Annotated in this window: 12 protein-coding genes; 7 read left to right on the top strand and 5 right to left on the bottom strand. The window is 34.4% G+C overall.

Annotation, left to right across the window (positions count from 1 at the left end):
* Window positions 1-74 precede the first annotated feature (74 nt).
* Together IWX83_RS11590 and IWX83_RS11585 are read left to right on the top strand one after the other, a co-directional pair.
* Entirely contained in the window at window positions 75-2,231 is a 2,157-nt protein-coding gene (locus IWX83_RS11590) for a catalase (protein ID WP_196829823.1), read from the top strand.
* 320 nt (window positions 2,232-2,551) lie between these two features.
* Window positions 2,552-8,569 (top strand): PAS domain S-box protein, encoded by a 6,018-nt coding sequence (locus tag IWX83_RS11585; RefSeq protein WP_196829821.1) that lies wholly within the window; start codon window positions 2,552-2,554, stop codon window positions 8,567-8,569.
* A gap of 384 nt (window positions 8,570-8,953) precedes the next feature.
* Here IWX83_RS11585 and IWX83_RS11580 read toward each other — a convergent pair whose 3' ends face one another.
* The gene (locus tag IWX83_RS11580; protein WP_073353982.1) at window positions 8,954-10,162 is read right to left on the bottom strand and encodes an aminotransferase class I/II-fold pyridoxal phosphate-dependent enzyme; all 1,209 of its coding nucleotides are present in this window, start codon (window positions 10,160-10,162) and stop codon (window positions 8,954-8,956) included.
* A 273-nt stretch (window positions 10,163-10,435) separates the two neighbouring features.
* Between IWX83_RS11580 and IWX83_RS11575 the strand changes: the two genes are divergently transcribed.
* Both IWX83_RS11575 and lpdA read left to right on the top strand, forming a co-directional pair.
* Window positions 10,436-10,894 (top strand): Lrp/AsnC family transcriptional regulator, encoded by a 459-nt coding sequence (locus IWX83_RS11575; RefSeq protein WP_073353983.1) that lies wholly within the window; start codon window positions 10,436-10,438, stop codon window positions 10,892-10,894.
* A gap of 272 nt (window positions 10,895-11,166) precedes the next feature.
* Entirely contained in the window at window positions 11,167-12,570 is a 1,404-nt protein-coding gene (gene lpdA / locus IWX83_RS11570; protein WP_196829819.1) for a dihydrolipoyl dehydrogenase, read from the top strand.
* An 84-nt stretch (window positions 12,571-12,654) separates the two neighbouring features.
* On the opposite strand, the gene fumC is transcribed toward lpdA, so the two are convergent.
* Entirely contained in the window at window positions 12,655-14,052 is a 1,398-nt protein-coding gene (fumC, locus tag IWX83_RS11565) for a class II fumarate hydratase (protein WP_196829817.1), read from the bottom strand.
* 246 nt (window positions 14,053-14,298) lie between these two features.
* Here fumC and IWX83_RS11560 point away from each other — a divergent pair, with 246 nt between their 5' ends.
* Window positions 14,299-14,472, top strand: a complete 174-nt coding sequence (locus IWX83_RS11560) for a hypothetical protein (RefSeq protein WP_091256901.1) — start codon at window positions 14,299-14,301, stop codon at window positions 14,470-14,472.
* A 124-nt stretch (window positions 14,473-14,596) separates the two neighbouring features.
* Here the strand turns inward: IWX83_RS11560 and IWX83_RS11555 are convergent, their stop codons facing one another.
* Both IWX83_RS11555 and IWX83_RS11550 read right to left on the bottom strand, forming a co-directional pair.
* Window positions 14,597-17,050, bottom strand: coding sequence for an outer membrane beta-barrel family protein (locus tag IWX83_RS11555; RefSeq protein ID WP_196829815.1), 2,454 nt, complete (start codon window positions 17,048-17,050; stop codon window positions 14,597-14,599).
* 98 nt (window positions 17,051-17,148) lie between these two features.
* On the bottom strand, window positions 17,149-17,493 hold the full coding sequence (locus tag IWX83_RS11550) for an arsenate reductase family protein (RefSeq protein WP_196829813.1): 345 nt from the start codon (window positions 17,491-17,493) through the stop codon (window positions 17,149-17,151).
* Window positions 17,494-17,598: 105 nt separating this feature from the next.
* On the opposite strand from IWX83_RS11550, the gene IWX83_RS11545 reads away from it, so the two are divergent.
* A complete protein-coding gene (locus IWX83_RS11545; protein ID WP_196829811.1) occupies window positions 17,599-18,510 on the top strand; it encodes a CPBP family intramembrane glutamic endopeptidase in 912 nt (303 codons plus the stop codon).
* 39 nt (window positions 18,511-18,549) lie between these two features.
* Entirely contained in the window at window positions 18,550-19,599 is a 1,050-nt protein-coding gene (locus IWX83_RS11540) for an AMP-binding protein (RefSeq protein WP_073353993.1), read from the top strand.
* 90 nt (window positions 19,600-19,689) lie between these two features.
* Here IWX83_RS11540 and IWX83_RS11535 read toward each other — a convergent pair whose 3' ends face one another.
* Window positions 19,690-20,322, bottom strand: coding sequence for a hypothetical protein (locus IWX83_RS11535; RefSeq protein ID WP_196829809.1), 633 nt, complete (start codon window positions 20,320-20,322; stop codon window positions 19,690-19,692).
* Window positions 20,323-20,462 lie beyond the last annotated feature (140 nt).

The following is a 20,462-nucleotide window of genomic DNA, read 5'->3' as shown; positions in this document are numbered from 1 at the left end:
TTAGAATTATATAAACAGATAATTTTTTAAAAGTGTAAATTTATAAGAATTACAAACGCTAAAAAATTGGCAAAATGAAAAACACCAAAAAAGACCTAGACGATGCTGAAAACAGGAAGCAACAGGATTTAAATTTAAATAAATCCGATGGTACTGAACATTTTATGACTACGGATCAGGGTTTAAAAATCAATGATGACACGAATTCCTTAAAAGCTGGTGAACGGGGCCCTTCACTGTTGGAAGATTTTATTTTAAGAGAAAAAATCACCCATTTTGACCATGAAAGAATCCCTGAAAGAATTGTACACGCCCGAGGTTCAGCAGCACACGGTTATTTTCAGGTTTATGAATCTATGGAGAAATACACCAAGGCAGGATTTCTTCAAGATCCAAGCATTAAAACTCCTGTTTTTACTCGGTTTTCAACAGTAGCAGGATCTAGAGGTTCTACAGATTTAGCACGCGATATTAGAGGATTTTCGGTAAAATTTTACACGGAACAAGGCAACTATGATCTAGTTGGAAATAATGTCCCCGTGTTTTTTATTCAAGATGCTATAAAGTTTCCTGATTTAATTCATGCCGTCAAGCCGGAACCGAATAACGAAATGCCTCAAGCTGCCTCAGCACATGATACTTTTTGGGATTTTATTTCCTTAATGCCAGAGACGATGCATACCATTATGTGGGTGATGTCTGATAGAGCAATACCCAGAAGCTTAAGGATGATGGAGGGTTTTGGTGTTCACACCTTCCGCTTTATAAATAAAGAAAACGAATCTCATTTTGTTAAGTTTCATTGGAAACCAAAATTGGGAACACATGCAGTCGCTTGGGATGAAGCCCAAAAAATATCAGGGAAAAATTCAGACTTTCATCGTCAGGATTTATGGGAGGCTATCGAGAACGGACAGTTTCCTGAATGGGAATTAGGAGTTCAAATTATACCAGATGCCGATGAACACAAATTTGATTTTGATTTATTAGATCCTACTAAGTTAGTACCCGAAGAGTTGGTTCCAGTTACCATAATTGGGAAAATGGTTCTCAACCGAAATCCAGATAATTTCTTTGCTGAGACAGAGCAAGTGGCTTTTCACCCTGGTCATATTGTTCCAGGAATCGATTTTACAAACGATCCTTTACTGCAAGGACGTTTATTTTCTTATACAGATACGCAATTATCGCGTTTAGGGAGTCCAAATTTTCATGAAATTCCAATTAATAGAACCATTGCCCCGATGCACAATAACCAGCGTGACGGACACATGCGTCAGGAAATCAATGTAGGCAGAGTGAGTTATCACCCGAATTCTTTAGGTGGTGGCTGTCCTTTTCAGGCAAAAATTGAAGAGGGAGGCTTTGCCAGTTTTAATGAAAGAATTGATGCCCAAAAAGTGCGTGACCGCAGCGAAAGTTTTTCGGATCATTTCAGTCAAGCAACATTATTCTATAACAGTCAGACTCAAATAGAAAAAAATCATATCATAAATGCATTGCGCTTTGAACTAGGTAAATTAGAGACTACGGCAATTCAAACCCGCATGCTTGGACTATTATCTCAAATAGATACCACTCTGACAGACAAAGTAGCCAAAGGTCTAGGGCTTAAGGTGCCAAAGAGTCCTGAAAAACCGATAAATCATGGTGTTGGGGCGAATGCAGACGAACAAAAATACGAACCTAAAAAAGTTCCTCAAAGCGTGAAATCCTCCGCTGCATTAAGTATGCTTAAAAGCAAAACCCTGTCCAAAACAATTGCGACCAGACAAGTTGCATTTTTATGCTCAGAGGGCGCTGATAGGGCTTCAATTAATGCTATGAAAACCGCATTAGAAAAAGAAGGAGCGAGTATTAAAATTATAGCACCACATTTAGGCAGCATAAAAACGGACGATGGAAGTGAAGTCAAAGTAGATCAAAGTTTTCTAATTGCTTCCTCAGTTTTATTTGATGCAGTATATATTCCAGGGGGGAAAAATGCTAAATTCATGAATTCCAATGACGCAGTAATCGAATTTTTAAATGAGGCCTATAAACATTGTAAAGTTATTGGTGCTGACGAATCTGATATATTTAGCAACACAAAACGTACAGACAAATTGGATTCTACAGAGGGTGAAAATGGAATAATTATTAATTCAAAAAATCCAGATAAAACCTTTACAACTTCTTTTATAGATGCCATGGGCAAACATCGTTTTTGGGATCGTGAAGAAGAGCTATAGTGGAATTTTTTTAATTTACAACCGAAGCATACAGTCAAGAAAAAACCGAAATGAAAATTTCGGTTTTTGTATTTTATAAAGAATTAGAATACTCGTAACTAAATGGATTCTATAAAAAAGAAATTGTAAGTTATGCTTTATAACGTAATTAAGTAAGTAGAGAAGTCATTGCATTTTTCATTGCTTATTGCTTCAGCAGAAGTGAAGCGTAAGTTTTAAATTTTTTTTATAAAAGCGAACCTAATTTTATATGTTGTTTTTATTTTATTACATTTAGCCTTTACAATAACTTTATTGCTAATTATTTCAATTTTGTGGGTATGAATGAGGCCAAACCAACGTACGATGAATTACTCAAAAAAATACAGGAACAAGAATTAGAGATAATTCGGTTAGTGAATGGAGAACATAAAAAATCAAATCTTGAATTCTTTACAAAAGAATCAGAAGATTTGCTCTGTTTATTAGGTTATGGTGGCTACTTTAAAGAAATAAATCCAGCTTTTGTACATAAATTTGGGTATTCAGAGCAGGAGTTTGTTAACAATCCATTTGCTACATTCGTTCATCCCGAAGATCAAAAAAATACAGCTGCGGAAGTCGAAAGATTATCCAAAGATTTAACTTCATTAAATTTCGAAAACAGGTGTATTAAAAAAAATGGAGAAACTGTTGTTATTCATTGGATTTTCAGCGTAAATCTGCCGATGCAAATTATTTATGGAATTGGAAGAGATATTACAGAAAAGAGAAAAGCTCAAGAAAATTTAATTTTCAGTGAAAATCTACTAAACATTGCCCAAAAAATTGCCAAGATAGGAACATGGGAATTAGATTTAATTGATAACAAAATGGTTTGGTCTAAGGAATTGTATTCTATTTACGAAATTGATGAAAAATTAGAGCAAAATTTATTCAAGGGATACTTAAGTCGTTTTGCGAAGGAGGATCTTGTTATTTTTCAGAATAAAATCGAACAATCTAGGCTTGATAAAAAATCGTTTAAATCAGAGCAGTGCGCGATTTTTTCGAAAAAAAGAATAAAATGGCTCACGATTATTGTAATACCGGTACTAGATAACAAGGGAAATGTTGTTAAACTTAGAGGCAATACTCAGGACATCACAGAGAAAAAACTAATCGAGCAGTCAATTAAAGAGCGAGAAGTTGCAGTGATAGACTATAAACTTAAACTAATTGAGCAAGAAAGCGATGCTAAGTTTAAGTATTACATTGAAAATGCTCCTGATGGAATTTTTGTCATCGATCAAAATAGAAACTATATTGAAGTAAACCAAGCTGCTTCTACATTAACGGGATATTCTGAGCAAGAACTTTTACTGATGAAATTTGGCGATCTATCTTCAGAGGACCAAGCTGATGCTACCTTGCAAAAATTTCAATTTTTACAAGAAACAGGAGCGATAAAAGGGGAGATTAAAATTATTTGTAAAAATGGAACTGAACTGTTTTGCTTCATTGATGCCGTAAAGCTTTCGGATGACCGATTTCTAGGTTTTGTTAAAGACGTTACTGAAAATAAAAAAGCCGAAGAAAAAATAAAAGAAAGCGAAAAACGCTTTCGAGCATTGGTGGAAAACAATGACAGTATTATAACGGTCATCGATGAAAATTTAAATACTCTATTTCGCAGCCCGTCGTCATCTCGTGTTAACGGATACTCACACGAAGAATATGAAAATTTAACGGAACAAGAATATTTCCATCCTGATTATTTGGAATATGTTCATGAAATGGTGCAGAACACTTTTAACAATCCAGAAAAACCGCATCCCGTTTTATTTCAAGTAAAGCATAAGAATGGAAATTATATCTGGCTGCAGGGAGTTCTAAATAATATGATGGAGCACAATGGCGTGAAAGGTATTGTTGTCAATTTAAGAGATGTCACTGAAAGCATCATGGCCAATGAAACCTTATCAAAAGAAAAAGATAAATTTGCTAAAATTGCGGCTACCTCGCCTGGATTGATTTATTCCATGCGGCAAAACAAAGACGGTTCATTGAGTTATCCGTATGCCAGTCATGCCATTGAGGAAATATATGGGTTTACCTATGAAGAAATTGAGTTTGATGTAAATAAAATTTTCGGATTAATTCATCCGGATGATTTAGAGAGCTTGATGTGCAGCATACATGAAACTAAATCCAAGTTAGTTTCTCTCAAAGGAGAATACCGCTATTTTCATCCTACAAAAGGAATGGTTTGGCATAGTGTAAATTCTTTACCTGTAGTTGAGCCGGAAGGAACGGTGATTTGCCACGGAATTGTCACGGATGTTACTGAAAGAATTTTGGCGGAACAAAAAATTATTAAAGCCAATAGGCTGTATTTGTTTATCAGTCAAATTAACCAGATGATTGTAAGAACTACGGATCAAGAAACCTTATTCACGGAAGCATGTACTATTGCAGTTAATTTAGGAAAGTTTAAAATGGCCTGGATTGGCATTGTAGATGAAGTAACTAAAAAAGTGATACCGGCGAAAATTGTAGGGGATGACAATGGTTATTTCGCCAAAATTAAAACCATAACAATAGATGATGAACCATTAGAAAGAGGTCCAGCAGGTCGTGCCATTGGACAGGGCAAATCGATTGTTTGTAATGATATTGAAAACGATTTAATGATGCTGCCTTGGAAAAAAGAAGCATTGGAGAGTGGATATTTATCTGTTATGTCAGTTCCAATAAAAAAATTTGGAAAAGCAATTGGTGCTTTTTCTTTCTATGCAGTAGAGAAAAACTTTTTTGATAAAGAGGAAATCGCATTACTAGAGGAAGCGACAGGCGATGTGGCTTTTGCATTAGAAATTTTTGAAAAAGAAGCACTACGCAAAAAAGCGGAAGAAGATATATTTGATAGTGAGCAAAGATATCACACCTTAACGGAAGTTTCTACAGTTGGAATTTTCCGCACAGATACAAAAGGAGATACTACTTATGTTAATCCCTATTGGTGTCAAATTTCTGGATTGTCTTTTGAAGAAGCTATGGGTAATGGCTGGTTAACGGCTGTTCATCAGGAGGATAAAAAAATAGTAGCGCAAGGATGGGAGGAAGCAACAAATGATCTTGAAAAGTCATTGTCAGAGTATCGTTTTGTGCGTCCGGATGGATCAATAGCTTGGGTTATGGGCCAGGCGATTCCGGAAAAAAATGTCAGAAATGAGATCGTAGGATATATTGGTACTATTACTGATATTTCAGAGCGCAAGATTGCTGAGGATGCCATTTTGAAGGAAAAACAACTTTCGGAACTGATAATCAATAACCTTCCTGGCGTTTTTTATATGTATGATGAATCAGGAAAATTTGTCAGGTGGAATAAAAATTTTGAGACAGTTAGTGGTTATAGTGCAGCTGAAATTGGTCAAATGGAAGCGGTAGATTTTTATGATGAAGATTATAAGGAAATAATACGAACAAGATTAAAGACGGTCTTTGAAATTAAAGCACCTGGATTAGAAGTCAAATTATTTACAAAAAATAAAGATAAAATTCCATATTACATTAATTCTCATGCTTTTGAGTACAAAGGAAAGAGGTGTCTCTTAGGAATGGGATTGGATCTTTCTGATATTAAAAAAGCAGAGGAGAAAATAAAAATTGCTAACGAACGATTTGAAATGATTTCTGCAGCAACTAATGATGCAGTATTTGAATATAATGTACTAACAGGAGAAAGTTGGAACAATCAAACTTTCATTACTCTTTTCGGATTTGGCAGTAGTTTACCAAATGGCCAGAACAATAGTGTTATATGGCGTTCTAAGGTTCATCCAGAGGATCGAGAAAGAGTGATTAAAAAATTAGAAGATTCCTATGTAGGGTCAACCACTTTATGGTCAGACGAATTCCGTTTTCAAAAAGCAGATGGTAGTTATGGAATTTTTTATGATAGAGGAATTATTTCCAGAGATGAATCTGGAAAAGCCATTCGTTTAAATGGAGCCATGATCGAAATCACCGAATTAAAAAATATTAAGGAGCAGTTATTACGAAGTGAAGAGAAATATAGAAGTCTTATCGAACAAGCTTCAGACTCTATTTTTATTAATGATGCCGATGGACACCTACTAGAGGTAAATGAAAGTGCCTGTGTTATGTTAGGGTATAGTAAAGAGGAACTTTGTACAAAAAACATAGTAGATTTATACACTGATGCCGAACTTGTAAGAAGGCCAATTATGTTCAAAGAATTATTAAATGGGGAGCAAACCTTAATAGAACGAACTATGCTTCACAAAACAGGATCTTTTATTGCAGTAGAAATCACGGCAAAGATGATTCTTGATGGTCGAATTGTTGCCATTGTGAGGGATATAAGCGAGCGTAAAAAAAAGGACGACGAATTTAGGAAAATGCATAAAAAAATTGAAGCTATTCTTGGCGCCATTCCTGACCTGTTATTTGAAGTAGACATAAACGGTAAAATTTTTAATTATCATTCGCGCCGCGATGATTTATTAGCGCTGCCTCAAGAAGTTTTTTTAGGAAAAACATTTTCTGACGTTTTAAATAAAGATGTAGCTAATTTAATTTTGTCTGCTATAAAAGAAGCTTCGCTAGAAGGATATTCTACCGGAAAACAATATTCCTTAAAGCTAAATGAGGAATTGCATTGGTTTGAACTTTCAATTGCGCCTATGGTGGAAAGTGATGCACAAGAAATTCACTTTATTTGTCTGTCACGTGATATTACTGCGGCAAAAAATTCCGATTTTGCACTTTTAAAAAGCGAGGAGCGATACCGTGGTTTACTAAACAATCTTGATGCAGGGATTCTAGTTCATGCTGCTGATACTTCCATCATTGTCAATAATCAAAAAGCAGCTGAATTATTGGGATTGACTAATAATGAAATGAAAGGGATGAAAGCTTCTGATCTTCCTTGGAATTTTTTAGATGAGGAAAATGCACCGTTGTCTATTAACAACTATCCCGTAAACCAAATTATTGCTACAAAGAAATCTTTGAAAAATTTTGTGTTAGGTGTACACCGCTCTACAAAAAAAGATATTGTATGGTTGTTAGTAAACGGTTATCCAGATCGTAACGAGAAGGGTGAAATCTTTGAAATAGTAATCAGTTTTATTGATATTACGGAACAAAAAGTAATGGAAATGGAATTGCTAAAAGCTAAAGAATTAGCTGAATCTGCCAACAAAGCAAAGACTGATTTTCTAGCTAATATGAGTCATGAAATTAGAACGCCATTAAACGGTATAATTGGATTTACTCATTTATTAATGAAGTCAAATTTGAAAAAAAATCAAGCAGAATACATGACGACTGTCAATGAATCTGCAACATCATTAATGGAAATTGTCAATGATGTGTTGGATTTCTCTAAAATTGAATCTGGAAAATTAGAACTTAATATTGAAGAGGTGAATCTTTTTAAATTGACAAATCAAGTCATAGATTTATTTAAATTCCAAGCAAATCAAAAGAAGATAGATTTAATACTTGACATTAATAATAACGTTCCGCAATACATTTTGGCTGATTCTGTGCGATTGAAACAAATACTTGTAAACCTCTTGAGTAACGCGATTAAATTTACCAATTTTGGTGAAATAAGATTGGATATAAATCAGATTGACTTCTCAAATGCAAAAGGATCAACGATTCAGTTTTCTGTAAAAGATACTGGAGTGGGAATTAAAACCCAAAACAATGAGAAAATATTCAATTCGTTTGTACAAGAGGATAATTCCACCAGTAGAAAATTTGGTGGAACAGGATTAGGGTTGGCCATTTCAAATCAATTACTGGCCTTGATGGATAGCAAGTTACAATTGATCAGTAAATATGGCGACGGAAGCGATTTCTTTTTTGTGATTACATTCAAAAAGGCGAAACATAAGAAAAATACAACGGCGTTATTTACCAAAAGCATAAAAGACGACCTTATTAAACCTTTGCATACGTTAAGTGACCTTACAGTTTTAATAGTGGAAGACAATAAAATTAATATGTTACTAGCTAAAACATTAGTCAAAAGAATCATCTCTAATTGCACTATTCTTGAAGCTAAGGATGGTAATGAGGCTGTTGATATTTATAAAAAAGAAAAACCTGACGTGATTTTAATGGACATTCAGATGCCAAATAAAAATGGATATGAAGCAACAGATGAAATTAGACAACTAAAGGAAGCTAAAGATATTCCTATAATTGCAATCACGGCGGGCATAATGGTAGGCGATAAAGAAAAATGCCTTCAAGCAGGCATGAACGATTACTTACCTAAACCTATTATTCAATTGGATTTAGAAAAAATGTTGCAAAAATGGTTGAATAAGAATTGATTCTCTATCAACAAAGTCTAAAAAGAGCTTTTAACTATTGATGCCAAGTAAAAAATTAGGTAAAAAACTGAAAAAGAATGAAAAAAAGGAATGAAAATAAAATTATTTTCGCTCCTTTTTTTTCATTCTTTTAGGCCAGGGAACTGCAATTTAAGCCGGTTGTAAGAAAAAAAATAATTAGGTACGATTTGATGAAGATAAGCGAAAGCTGCTCAACGATAAGCTCCACATCAAAATAAATGAGGTACTTCGATTTACTTTTACCTTCAATAAATGATTTAAAAGCAAGGTTAAAAAAACGTGTTCACTATTTTTTTGAGAGTGCAAAAGCCTGTATGATTGAGTATACAGGCTTTTAACTGGCTTACTACAAGCGGAATTGTTTTAAGATAGCAAAATATTCAAATCCATCATACACGCTTTCATCATTTGATAGGTTCTTTCAATGTCATTGTCTAAACCTATAGAAAATCGGATTAAACCATCAGTCAATCCCATTTCTATTTGCTCCTCTAGGGGAATTTCACTTGATGTCGAAGTTCCAGGGGCACTAAACAACGTTTTGTAAAATCCTAAACTCACGGCCAGATACCCTAGATTTTTTGATTGCATCAATTCCATTAATTCATTGGCTTTTGCCAAAGTTCCTACGTCCAAAGTTATCATTCCTCCAAAACCATATTCTGGATTAATCATCGTTTTATATATTTCGTGACTTGGATGACTTTCTAAACCGGGATATACTGTTTTTAGACCGTCTTTTTCGAAGCGTTGCGCCAGATACATCGCATTATGACTGTGCTGTTTCATTCGGATATGCAAAGTGCGCAAGTTTTTCATCACACTCGCTGAACGTAAACTATCCATTGTAGGTCCCAGTAACATGCTGGCTCCGCTATTGACGTTTTTTAAACTATCAATAAATTCTCTCGAGGCACACGTTACTCCGCCCACAGTATCACTGCTTCCGTTGATATATTTAGTCAAACTGTGAATCACAATATCAGCACCCAATCGTGCAGGAGAAACGGACAATGGTGAAAATGTATTATCAACCACAAGCGTTAAATTATGGCGTTTTGCAATTTTAGATAAACCTTCAATATCAGCTACTTCCAGCAATGGATTACTAACTGTTTCACAGTATAAAACTTTGGTTTCAGCCGTTATTGCAGCTTCTACAACAGCAAGTTTTGTAATATCTACAAAGGTAGTTTTGATGCCTAATCGCGGGGTAAAATTCTTTAAGAAAGCATACGTTCCTCCATAAATTGTTCTGCTCGAAACAATGTGATCGCCCGTGCCGCACAACTGCAAAAGAGTAGGGGTAATCGCGCCCATTCCGGAGGCCGAAACATTAGCGGTTTCTGTTCCTTCCATCGCTGCCAAAGCTTTGTCTAAATACAAATTACTTGGAGAAGAATGGCGAGAATACAAATAACAGCCTTCCATATTTCCTTCAAAAGTATCGAACATGGTTTTTGCCGATAAAAACGTATACGTGGAAGAATCAGAAATGGATGGATTTACACCACCAAATTCGCCAAAGCACTGTAAATCCTGAATGTTGTCTGCGGGATTGAAATTTTTCATAGTTGTATCTATTATTATTTGAAGCTAATCCTGCTATTCGTTTCAATCTTTTCTTTTAAAAAAAAGAAAAGGATTTACACTGCTATCAGGGCTAGGGTATTTCGTTAGTAACAAAATCTATTCAAAATAACGTAGTTCTAGATTAATAATCAATCATGTTGTTTAATATTAGATTTTAAAACTATAAAATAAAAATAATGTAATTTAATTTTCTAAATTAGCTCCTTAAACAAGATTTATATAGATTTTATTTCAATTTAAATTTCAATAAAAATGACATTAGACGCCATCGATAAAAAATTACTTTTCTTATTGCAATCCGACAGTAAAAAAACAACGAAAGAACTTTCCTTAAAACTTAATCTCTCCGTTACTGCGGTATATGAGCGCATTAAAAAGCTCGAAAGAGAAGGAATCATCGATAAATACGTAGTGCTAGTCAATCGTTCTAAAGTCGAAAAGGGATTTGTCGTTTTTTGTCACCTTAAATTGATACAGCATACCAAAGAGTTTCTTACCAAATTTGAAAGTGAAGTCGTGAAGCTAAAAGAGGTTTTAGAATGCCATCACGTGAGTGGCGAATACGATTATATTCTGAAAATAGTGGTAAAAGATATGGAAGCGTATCGGGAGTTTTTGGTTACAAAGCTGACTACTTTGCAACATATTGGAAGCACACACAGCACTTTTATGATTAGTGAAGTAAAAAATACTACAGTGGTCGACGTTTGATAATTATAAAAGGTAGTTTTTTGTGACTCCTCCTTCCTACCATTGACAAAGCGCATCCAAAATACTTAATTTATATGTAGATTCTTTTTGTTTTTTATTGGAATATGGAATTCGCATACCTTCATTTGTGTTTGCATAGCATTCACTCGATGTTCATTTCTTAATGAAAGCCCATTTTCATAACAAAAAACCTTCTGAATTAAACTTTAAACAAAACTTAATTCCTTAATTTTGTACAACATTTTATAAAAACACAATAAAAAAAATATACTATGAGTTCATTTGACGTAGTCATTATAGGTTCTGGCCCTGGAGGATATGTTGCAGCAATTCGCTGTGCGCAATTAGGTTTTAAAACAGCAATTATAGAAAAATATGCCGCTCTTGGCGGAACTTGCCTAAATGTAGGTTGTATTCCTTCTAAAGCATTACTTGCTTCTTCGCATCATTACAGTGACGTAGCGCATTTTGCTGAGCACGGAATTGAAGTTTCTGGAGAAATAAAAGTGAATCTAGAAAAAATGATTGCACGAAAACAAGCTGTAGTTGACCAAACTGTAGGTGGGGTGAAATTTTTGATGGATAAAAATAAAATTACTGTTTTTGAAGGTTTAGGTTCATTTGTTGATGCCACACACGTCGCGATTGCAAAAGCAGATGGAACTTCGGAAACTGTGGAAGCAAAAAACATAATTATCGCTACAGGATCTAAACCATCGAACTTACCTTTTATTAAATTAGATAAAGAAAGAATAATCACTTCTACTGAAGCGTTGAAACTTCCCGAAGTTCCTAAACATTTGGTGATTATTGGTGGTGGAGTTATAGGAATTGAACTTGGACAAGTGTATTTGCGTTTAGGAGCGCAAGTATCTGTAGTGGAATATTTAGACAGAATCATTCCTGGAATGGATGCCTCTTTATCTAAAGAATTGACTAAAGTATTTAAAAAACAAGGCATGAAATTTTACGTTTCACACAAAGTGAAATCAGTAGAAAGAAATGGAGAAGGAGTTGTAGTGCAAGCCGAAAATAGTAAGGGAGAAACCATAACGCTGGAAGGCGATTATGCATTAGTTTCTGTTGGTCGCCGTCCTTATACTGATGGATTAAATGCTGACAAAGCAGGCGTGAAAATTTCAGATCGAGGAATGGTTGAGGTAAACGATCATTTGCAAACGAATGTTCCAAATATTTATGCAATTGGTGATGTCGTTCGTGGAGCGATGCTTGCTCACAAAGCAGAAGAGGAGGGAACCATGGTTGCGGAACTTTTAGCAGGTCAAAAACCACATATAAATTATAATTTAATTCCAGGAGTGGTGTACACTTGGCCAGAAGTAGCTGCTGTAGGACAAACAGAAGAGCAATTAAAAGCGTCTGGAATTGAATACAAAGCAGGAAGTTTTCCATTTAAAGCATTAGGTCGTGCGAGAGCAGGAGGAGATTTAGACGGATTTGTAAAAATTCTTGCTGATGCAAAAACGGATGAAGTTTTAGGTGTTCACATGATTGGAGCGCGTTGTGCTGATTTAATTGCCGAAGCAGTAACTGCAATGGAATTTAAAGCATCCGCCGAAGATATTTCTAGAATCTCTCATGCGCATCCTACTTTTGCGGAAGCGATTAAAGAAGCTGCACTTGCAGCTACAGATAATAGAGCCTTGCACGTATAGAAAATACAGTTCTAAAATAGAAAATCCCAAATTCCTTAAAATAATTGGAATTTGGGATTTTTTTTTTTTGGTATTTAGAAGGTTTTATTTCAAACTTCCCACCATATCTTCAGGTTTAACCCAAGCATCAAAATCTTCTGGTGTTACATAACCCAAACGCACCGCTTCTTCTTTTAATGTTGTTCCGTTTTTATGTGCCGTCTGAGCAATTTCAGCCGATTTGTAATATCCGATTTTAGTGTTCAAAGCAGTAACCAACATCAACGAGTTATCGACTAATTCTTTGATTCGTTTGTAGTTTGGTTCAATACCTTGAGCGCAATGTTCGTCAAAAGAAAGACACGCATCACCTAATAAACGAGCAGATTGTAAAAAGTTTGCTGCCATCAGAGGTTTAAAAACATTCAATTCATAATGACCTTGCATTCCTCCCACAGAAATAGCGACATCATTCCCCATAACTTGTGCGCAAACCATTGTCAAAGCTTCGCACTGCGTTGGATTTACTTTTCCTGGCATGATAGAAGAACCTGGTTCGTTTTCTGGAATAAGGATTTCTCCAATTCCGGAGCGTGGTCCTGAAGCTAACATACGTACATCATTAGCAATTTTATTCAATGAAACGGCTAATTGTTTTAAAGCACCGTGTGTTTCTACAATTGCATCATGTGCAGCCAAAGCTTCAAACTTATTTTCGGCTGTTACAAAGGGATGTCCTGTAAACTCCGCTATGTATTCCGCTACTTTTACGTCATATCCTTCTGGAGTATTCAATCCAGTTCCTACTGCTGTACCTCCTAAAGCTACTTCTGATAAGTGAGCTAACGTATTTTTAACTGCTTTTAAACCATAGTTTAATTGTGCTACATATCCTGAAATTTCTTGCCCCAATGTAAGCGGAGTAGCATCCATTAAATGCGTACGGCCAATTTTTACCACTGTTTTAAAATCAGTAGCCTTGGCGTGCAAAGTGTCTCTTAATTTTTCAACAGCAGGAATTGTAATCTCCACCACTGCTTTGTATGCGGCAATATGCATTCCAGTTGGGAACGTATCATTTGAAGATTGTGATTTGTTCACATCATCGTTTGCTTTAATGAATTGTTCGCCTTCGCCAATGTTCAATCCTTTTAATACCTGAGCGCGATTTGCAACTACTTCATTTACGTTCATGTTACTTTGCGTTCCTGAACCGGTTTGCCAGATAACCAATGGAAATTCATTGTCAAGTTTACCGGCTAGGATTTCATCACAAACGGCCGCAATAGCATCTCGTTTTTCGATTGGTAAAACTCCTAAATCACAATTAGCGTAAGCAGCTGCTTTTTTTAGATAAGCGAAACCTTCTATAATTTCTTTCGGCATCGAAGCAGATGGGCCAATCTTAAAATTGTTACGAGAACGTTCTGTTTGTGCGCCCCAATACTTGTCAGCGGGAACCTGCACTTCACCCATGGTGTCTTTTTCTATTCTGAATTTCATGTTGATGTTATTTATAAATATGTAGTTTATTCGATTTTTAGCCGCGATGGAAATGGAAATCCTTTTCTTTTTTTCTTTAAAAAAGAAAAGATTGGAGTGTACAGCGGGAACAGCTCCAAATTCTGAGTTCAAAAATACGGAAAATTCCTTTTTTATAAAAATTCATGGGTAGTTTTTATCCTTTTTTATTGGTATGAAAAGGAATTAAACTTACATTTGTGGCTACATTCAAAAATTCCGGAAAACATGTTTGAATTTTCACAGTATTTAGGCTTTTTACTTTTCTTAACCATTCTTACTATAGGATTTTGGTTGATGTTCTTTTTAGTTGGTTTCGTATCCTATTGGGTAGGTGGAGCAACTTGGGAAGCATACAAAGAGAAAAGAGATAAAAAGAAGCAAGAGCAACAAGCAGTATAATCTGTTTTGTTAAATGAAAAGGACCCGTTTTTACGAGTCCTTTTTTTATGCTTCTTAGTTTTTGAAATTGCTTTTTTAATGGATACAAAAAAACAAGGACTCCTTTTCGGGAGTCCTTATTTTTTTATCCTTGATAGTCACCTTCACCTTCATTTTGATTTTGTCTAGGTCGTTCTCTTTCGTTTTTTGGTTTGTTAAAACGATACGTAAACGATAAACTAAACTGTCTTTCTCTCCATTGCATTTCACTATATGAATTTACGATACCTGGAAGATTGTTTTCCATGATTCTTTTTCTCGAATTGAATACATCACTAATATTGAATGCAAGTGTTCCTTTTTCCTTCATGACATCTTTACTAAAAGCCAAGTTTGCTGCAAAAATGCCTAAACTTCTTCCTTGAGCATTATTTTGTGGACCGTTATAACTAGCATTTGTTTGCCAATCGATTTTGTATGGCAACGTGATTTTAGAGGTTAGTCTAGTAGACCACGATGTAGCTGTATTGTCAAAATTTTGTGAGATTTCGTTATTGTTAAAGTCGGTATACGTGAAATCACCTTTTGTTTCGTTTCTAAAGAAATTGAAATTTCCATTTAATTTCCACCATTTGTAAGGAGAATAGTTCAAAGTAAACTCAAATCCTGTTCTGAATTCAGTAGCTAAATTGATAGGCGAGCTAATAAGTATAGGCGTGCCATTGACAAAGTCACCCGATTCTCTTCTAGCAAATTGAAACGAATCATTTGTTTTGTTTAAATATAAGGAAGTGTTGAATGTTAATTTATCCCATCTTTTGATATAACCAAAATCAATAGCATCAGTAAATGCTGGATCTAAATCAGGATTTCCAACAAAAATATTGATATTACTGGATAAGTTACTGAATGGATTTAAGAATCGGCCTCTAGGTCTTTGAATTCTGCGACTGTAACTTACTGAAGTGCTACTTTTATCTGAAATTTCATAAGTGAAGAAAGCGCTAGGGAAGAAATTATTGTATTTTTTAGTATTGAAATCATTCGTAGCTAATTGGTTAATTTCAATATTTGAATCTTCAAAACGCAAGCCAAAAAGGGCTGAGAATTTATTGATTTTCACACCATATTGAGTATAAAGAGCATTTACTTTTTCTTTATATTCTAATGTGTTCGTAAAGTTGTTGTTAATTACTCCGTCATTATCCACTTGATAATCCGTTAGTAATTTTGAAAAATCACCGCGATATCCTGCTTCAAACTGGCTTCCTTTTCCAAAAGGTAAAACATAATCCATTTGAAGTAAATTTCTACTCTGAGTTTGATCATTTCGAGTATTATCAAATGTAAATAAATTTGTTCTAGAGTCTTTATCTGTAATTATAGCATTATTGATATCATCATTAGTAGAAAAGGATCCGTCAATTGACAATTTGTGTCCGTCTTTTTTGAATTTTTTTATGAAGTTGGTAGCAAATTCTACATTTTCACTGTCGCTATTTTCATCATTTACTCGATTGCGAGTGTAATCAAAATTAAAACCTGAATCATAATAATCTTGAAAAACGTCATCTCTATTCTTTCCATTACTTTTACGGTAATTAATAGAGTTTGTCCATGATGTTGATTTGTTCAAATACCATTCTACACCAAAATTCCCATTGTAGCCTTTATTGTTTCTTTCGTTTTCTCTGGTTTCGTAGATGTAATCTCGAGTTGTATTGTCAGCATTTAAATATCTAGAGTTGGTAAAAGCATTTCCAGGATTATTACGATCATTGTAAGCTTGAGTGGTAAAAATATTAAAATTGTCTGATTTATAATTTAAAGTACCGCTTAAACCGTAATTTTCAGGATACCCCGTTGAGGCAATAAAGGTTCCATTTAAACCTAAATTTCTACCTTTTTTTAAGATAATATTTAAAAGACCCCCACCACCTTCAGCATCATATCGAGCGGATGGGTTGGTAATTACTTCTACTTTTTCAATGGCATCAGCCGGTATTAAACGTAATGCTTCAGCTATGTTTATCGCATTTGATGGTTTTCCATCTATCAATACTCTAACATTTTCATTTCCACGCAGGCTTATGTTCCCCTCAACATCAACTGCAACCGAAGGAATATTATCCAAAACATCACTTACCGTTCCGCCTTTTACCATAAGGTCACTACCTACATTATATACTTTTTTATCTAATTTGATTTCAACGGTAGTTTTTTCAGAACGAATAATAACCTCGTTCAATTGATTTACATCTTCCTCTAAACTAATTAAGCCTAAACTTGTATTGGATTTTAGGTTTTTTTGTTTGATTTCTTTTACCTTGAAAGAGATGAACTCAATTTTTATGTCATAAACACCTGGTGTAACCTCGATATCAAATTCTCCTTTTGGATTTGTGATACCTCCTGCAACTGGTTTGGGATTGTTAGGAACCAAAAATGTAATGGTTGCATATTCTAGAGGTTGCTTGCTGATTTTTTCTACCACTCTTCCTGTAATTTTAATTTTTGGAACTGCGGGTGCTTGTTGGGCAAAACTAAAAAGGGTGTTAAATGAGAGAACAAGAATTAAAATGGATTTTATTTTTTTCATTACTATAAACATTGGTTAAACAACGTTAGACGTTAAAAGTTGGTTTTTGTTTAATGCCTACTGTCATAAAAAAATGTTAAATTTAAATAATTGAAATGTTATGAGATGAACGTACTAACTTTTACTAAATCTCGTCCTATAATTGCCTTACTTCCCTTGACTACAATAGGTCTTTCAATTAGAATCGGATTCGATATCATAGCTAGAATAATTTGTTTGTCATCTAATTTTTGATCTTTATAATTTTCGATCCAAATTTTTTCTTTTTGCCTTACTAACGCAATTGGTTTTATATTTAGTTTTTCAATAATAGTAGCCAGCTCATCAAATGAAGGTGGATGGGTCAGATAGTGGATGACTTCAAACTCTAGGTTCGAATTTTGCATAAGTGCTAAACATTGTCTGGATTTTCCGCAGCGGGAATTATGGTATATTTGTAGCATGTAAACTTATATTTTGTTTGTTACGGTTTTTAAAACAAGGAACTTTATCCTGTAACAAAAATAAGGTTTGTTAAACTAATCAGGTATGTAATTAAAGTAAAATTCATGTTTATAGAACAAGGTGTAAAGTCAGAAAATAGATTTTGGAAGTATATTTGGGGTTCGGTATTACTCGTTTTAGCTTCACTAATAGGTCAGATGCTATTTGTTGCGGCTTTGTTTTATGAAACATTCACCAATGGCACATCATACCCAACAAATAATGAGGCATTAATGAGGTTTTTTGAGCCTAATGTAACCTTATTTTTAATATTGATTTCATTTGTTTTTATTATGCTTGGTGTTGTTTTAGTAGTACGCTATTTACACAATCAAACCCTACTATCTGTAACTACTGCTAGAAGTAAAGTGGACTGGAATCGAATCTTTTTTTCTTTTTCACTTTGGTCCGCAATTACAATAGTCTCTACGTTGTCTTTTTATTTTTATGAACCCAACGACTTTGTAATCAATTTTAAACCAATTCCTTTTGTAATTCTTGTTATTATTGGAACGCTACTTATTCCAGTACAAACCAGTTCTGAAGAATATATTTTTAGAGGATATTTGATGCAGGGTTTTGCTAATTTGTCTAAAAACAAATGGTTTCCTCTTCTAATGACCTCCCTTATTTTTGGTGGGATGCATATCTTTAATCCTGAAGTGGATAAAATTGGCTACATTATTTTGGTTTATTATATCGGAACAGGCTTGTTTCTAGGGATTATTACGCTTATGGATGAGGGATTGGAGCTCGCCTTAGGGTTTCACGCTGCTAATAATTTGGTTGGCGCTTTACTCGTCACTTCGGATTGGTCTGCCTTCCAGACACATTCTATTTTCAAAGATGTTTCAGACCCTTCAGCAGGTTTTGATGTTATTCTTCCGGTAATTATTATTTACCCGATACTTTTATTTATCTTTAGTAAAAAATACAACTGGACCAACTGGAAAGAAAAATTAACAGGAAAAATTTAATATGTTTATTTTTTCAATATCTTAATAAATCACATAACCATGATCAATACTATAACCTATAATAATGTCCATAATTTATTTAAATTGAATGGATTTCATTTGAACCGCAATGATTTGTGCAGAGTAGCTTATAGCTTTATCAAAGAAGGGGAGGAGTTCGAAAAAGCAGTTGGTGATTTTATTCTTGATTGGTTTGATGCTAAGTCCTATCTGGAAATGAATACCTCTGGAACTACAGGAACTCCTAAACTAATCCGAATTGAAAAGCAGGCAATGGTCAATTCAGCGATAGCAACAGGAGATTTTTTCGGTTTAAAACCAGGAGATAAAGCATTGCACTGTTTACCTACTAAATACATCGCTGGAAAAATGATGTTTGTAAGAAGCTTTATTTTAGGTCTCGATATTGATTTTGTAGCACCAAGTGCACATCCTTTGCTAGATAATAATTGTAAATATGATTTTGTTGCTATGGTGCCTTTGCAAGCTCAAAATTCTTTATCGGAATTAGAAAACGTAAAAAAAGTAATCATTGGTGGTGCAAAAGTGAATAATGTACTTGAAAAAGCACTAGCAAAACTGAAAACAAAAGTGTATGAAACCTATGGTATGACTGAAACAATCACTCATATCGCTGCAAAGCAAATAGGAGCCGAAGCTTTTTCAGTTTTACCAAATGTAAAAATTGCCAAGGATGAGCGAAATTGTCTCGTAATTGATGCTCCTGAAATTTCAAAAGGGTCAATTGTAACCAATGATCTTGTGGCATTAGTTGGCGAGAACCAATTTATGTTTTTGGGAAGAATGGATAATATAATCAACAGCGGCGGAATCAAATTGATACCAGAGAAAATTGAAGCAAAATTATCTCATAAGATTCATGCTAGATTTTTTGTCACGGGAATTCAAGATACTGATTTAGGCGAGAAATTAGCTTTAATAATAGAGGGTGAAGAGCAAGTTCTAGAAGATACTATTTTTGAAGGCTTAGATAAATATGAAAAGCCGAAAGAAATTTTTTATGTGGCAAAATTTAAAGAGACTGAAAACGGAAAAATTAAACGTAAAGAAATTGTAGAAGGTATTTAAAGAAACTGCATATTTCATTATCCGTATTAAAAAAGCATCTTTTTCACACAAAATGCTTTTTTTATTAGGACCGTTATTAGCTTTAGAAGACTAGTTTAAAAAGCGGTAATTTAGTTTGAATCCAAGACTATTTTCAGCATGGCCTTGAGCTAAGAATTGCGTTAAATTCATGGATATACCTATTTTATTTATTTTAGGATTGACAACAAAATACCTTCCTACATACAAACCGGAACACAGCCCGAATTGCTGATCACTAGCATATTCTGACACAAAACCTAGTCCAATCTTTGGGTCTTCATCTGAAAGTGCATAACCAATACCCGTTTCTATACCCCAAAACCAATGCGAATTCATATTAAATTGAATGTTGGGTTTAAGGCAAAACAGACTGAAATTATTGTGACTGGCTCTTTCTGCGAGCGTACTTTCGGCGGTTAGTATTCGCGTGTTTTTTTTAATGAATCGATAATCATAGTCAAAACGAATGCCTAGTTCTACTTTTCGGGAAACTATTTTTCCAACTCTAGCGTTTATGCCAATTCCCAACCTGTGGGTTCTATACATTTCTATATGTACTGGTAAGGAAGCGTTGATTCCAGATTCAAAATAAACGGATTTCCTTTCATTTGTGGCATTAGATGGCTCTCCACTAGTTTGGGCAATGATAGACTGACCAAGGAGTAGTGCAGTAGCAAGTAGTAAAACCGAAATCTTTTTCATTTGTCTCTAATTTTAAATTATTAAAATGAATTAGGTTAAGATTTTTTGGGCTTAATATAATAAGAAAAGCTGTTCTGCAAGTACTATAGGTAAATTGCAGAACAGCCATAAATGTACAAAATAATCACATAAGTACTTGA

Source organism: Flavobacterium sp. CG_9.1, assembly GCF_015751645.1.
Classification (GTDB): domain Bacteria; phylum Bacteroidota; class Bacteroidia; order Flavobacteriales; family Flavobacteriaceae; genus Flavobacterium; species Flavobacterium xanthum.
Note: the sequence above shows the minus strand (reverse complement) of the source record. Positions and strands in the feature narration are given on the sequence as shown.